The organism is Mesorhizobium sp. M7A.F.Ca.CA.002.15.2.1, from assembly GCF_003998715.1.
Taxonomy (GTDB): Bacteria; Pseudomonadota; Alphaproteobacteria; order Rhizobiales; family Rhizobiaceae; genus Mesorhizobium; species Mesorhizobium ciceri.
This window is the reverse complement of record NZ_RZPI01000809.1, coordinates 1-2,294: the sequence shown is the minus strand read 5'-3', so window position 1 is coordinate 2,294 and position 2,294 is coordinate 1. Positions and strand designations below refer to the sequence as shown.

Here is a 2,294-nt window from a genome sequence, read left to right as displayed (position 1 = left end):
CATCGTCGACCTTCCCGCCGACATCGACAACGATGGTGCCGTCTTGCTTTTTCAGAGGGCCCTGGAATGGATCAAGCTTGCCGGCGATGATCTCCTGCTTTGCTGCTTCAACCTTTGCCTTGGTCTCCTCGGAAACCGAGGGGCCAAAAGGAGCAAGATCGACCACGCCGGTTTCAAGGCCTTCGAAAGCGCCGTATTCCTCGGGTTTCCAGTTGCCGTCGATGATCTCCTTGATCGTCGGCACAAGATATTTCTCCCAGCGGAAGATGACGGAGGTCTGGATCGTCCGCGGCGCGGCATGCGACATGTCGAGCTGAAAGCCTATCGAAGGAACGCCTGCCTTTTCGGCGGCGTCGAGCGCCGAGGTCGCGCTCAGATTCGTGGCGAGCACGTCGGCCTTCTGGTCGAGAATGGCCTGGGCGATCTGCCCTTCCTTCACCGGGTCCCACCAGGAGTTGGCGAAGACCGCGACCGTTTCGATCGTAGGATCGACCGAACGGGCCCCGAGTGCAAAACTGTTGATATCCCAGTTCACCACGCCGACCGGAAAGCCGGCGAGGATGCCGATCTTCTTCGTCTTCGTCGCCTGTCCTGCCGCGATGCCTGCAAGGTACCAACCCTGGTAAGTGCGGGCATAGAAGCTTTCCATGTTGGCCCCATTCTCCGTGCCCGAAGCACTGAGAAACGCCACATTCGGATAGGCTTTGGCCGCTTCGGCCATTGGGGCGCTGTAGCCATAGGTGGTGCCGATTATGATGTTGAAGCCGCGCTTGACGTAGAGATCGATCGCCGCGCGCAGCTTAGTGGCCTCTTCCGGTATGTTCTCCGTCACCGAGACGGGCACCTGTAGCTGTTCCTCCAAGGCCTTGCGGCCGGCCTCGAGGGCTTCGTTCCATCCGCCGTCTTGCGCTGAACTTGCGTAGATGAACGCGACCTTGGGCGCCCCTTCCAGAGTAAAGGCATAAGCGCCGGACGTAGCACAGAATACGAAAACCGTGGCCGCCGCCGCGAACAGGCGAACTGAGTCGGACGGCTTCGTGTTGCGCTCTTTCATTTCGTGGTTCCCCTTGTTTTTCTTTGATTTTCTCAGCCGGAAGCACGCCGCGCCCATGCAGCTTCCCTGCACGGTGACGATTGCCGCCGGAGCGTCTTTTTTGATTTGGCAAAAGCGAATTGGCTCTTGTGCAGTGCATAACAGCCGATTACGTTCGTTCATGCAACAAAAATAATCATGCTCATTTTTTGGGCACTTTGTGCAGAAATGTGAACGATCAAATGAACACCGATGCTCTGGCATCATTTGTAAAAATCGCGGAACTGCGGTCATTGTCGGCCGCGGCGAAGTTGTACGGCCTGCCCAAATCCACGCTCAGTCTCCGGCTCAAGCAGCTTGAAGACGATCTGAAGGTCGCTCTGTTCGAGCGCTCCGGCCGTGTCCTGTTGCTCACGGAAGCAGGGCAAACCCTGCTCGGGCACGCGCGGCAGATCCTGCAAAGCTGCGATACGGCGCGGGCCGCCGTGACGGAACTGAGCGACGACGTGACCGGAACCTTGCGGATCGGCGCCACGGGGGAGTTCGGCACGGCCTACTACACGCAGATGCTCATGGCGTTCAGAAAGCTCTACCCCAAGGTGGAAATCGAACTCACCTTCTTTTCGCCGCACGTTCTCTACGCGCCAGAGAGCCTCGATATGCTCGACGCCGTGATTTCATGGGACGAAGGTATCGAAGTCGGCGAAACGCTCTCCACCGCAAAATTCGCACTCTTTGCCAGCAAGAGTTATGTCGAGCGTGCCGGGATGCCACGAAAACCCGCCGATTTGGCGGAACACCAGGGCATTGTCTATCGCACCTCGGCGGGCCTGCAGCACTGGCGGCTACAGAAAGGTACCGCGCAGGAAAGTATCTTGCCGCGCAGCAACCTGATCGCCAACGAATACTGGACTATCAAGTACTTCGCCGTTGCGGGCGAGGGCATTGCCTATCTACCGCACTTCTTCACCACGATCGAGTGTGAACGCGGCCACCTCATTCCGTTGCTCGACACATGGGAGTCCGCGGAAAAGCGGGTCAGCATCCGCATATCGCGCCCGCACGCCCCATCGCGTAAGATGACCGCGTTCATGGATGTCTGCGGCCGCTACTTCTCGCCCGGCTTCGTTTTCACGGGGCCGCGCTACTACGTCGAAACAATCTTCGATGCAAGCCAGCAAGAAAAGGGAACAGAAAAATGAAGGTCCTTGAAACCGGTAATGGCGCGCGTGCAATGAAAGGGGGAGGGCTCGACCCGCAG

At 58.4% G+C, this 2,294-nt stretch carries 2 protein-coding genes; one reads left to right on the top strand and one right to left on the bottom strand.

The annotated features are described in order from the left end of the window. Positions 1–1,216, bottom strand: a 1,216-nt coding sequence (locus tag ENZ74_RS29610) for a BMP family ABC transporter substrate-binding protein (protein ID WP_164761301.1), incomplete at its 3' end; no start/stop codon positions are given. Positions 1,217–1,275: 59 nt separating this feature from the next. Here ENZ74_RS29610 and ENZ74_RS29605 point away from each other — a divergent pair. Then, positions 1,276–2,235: a LysR family transcriptional regulator gene (locus ENZ74_RS29605; RefSeq protein ID WP_013530698.1), complete on the top strand. Its 960-nt coding sequence runs from the start codon at positions 1,276–1,278 to the stop codon at positions 2,233–2,235. Positions 2,236–2,294 lie beyond the last annotated feature (59 nt).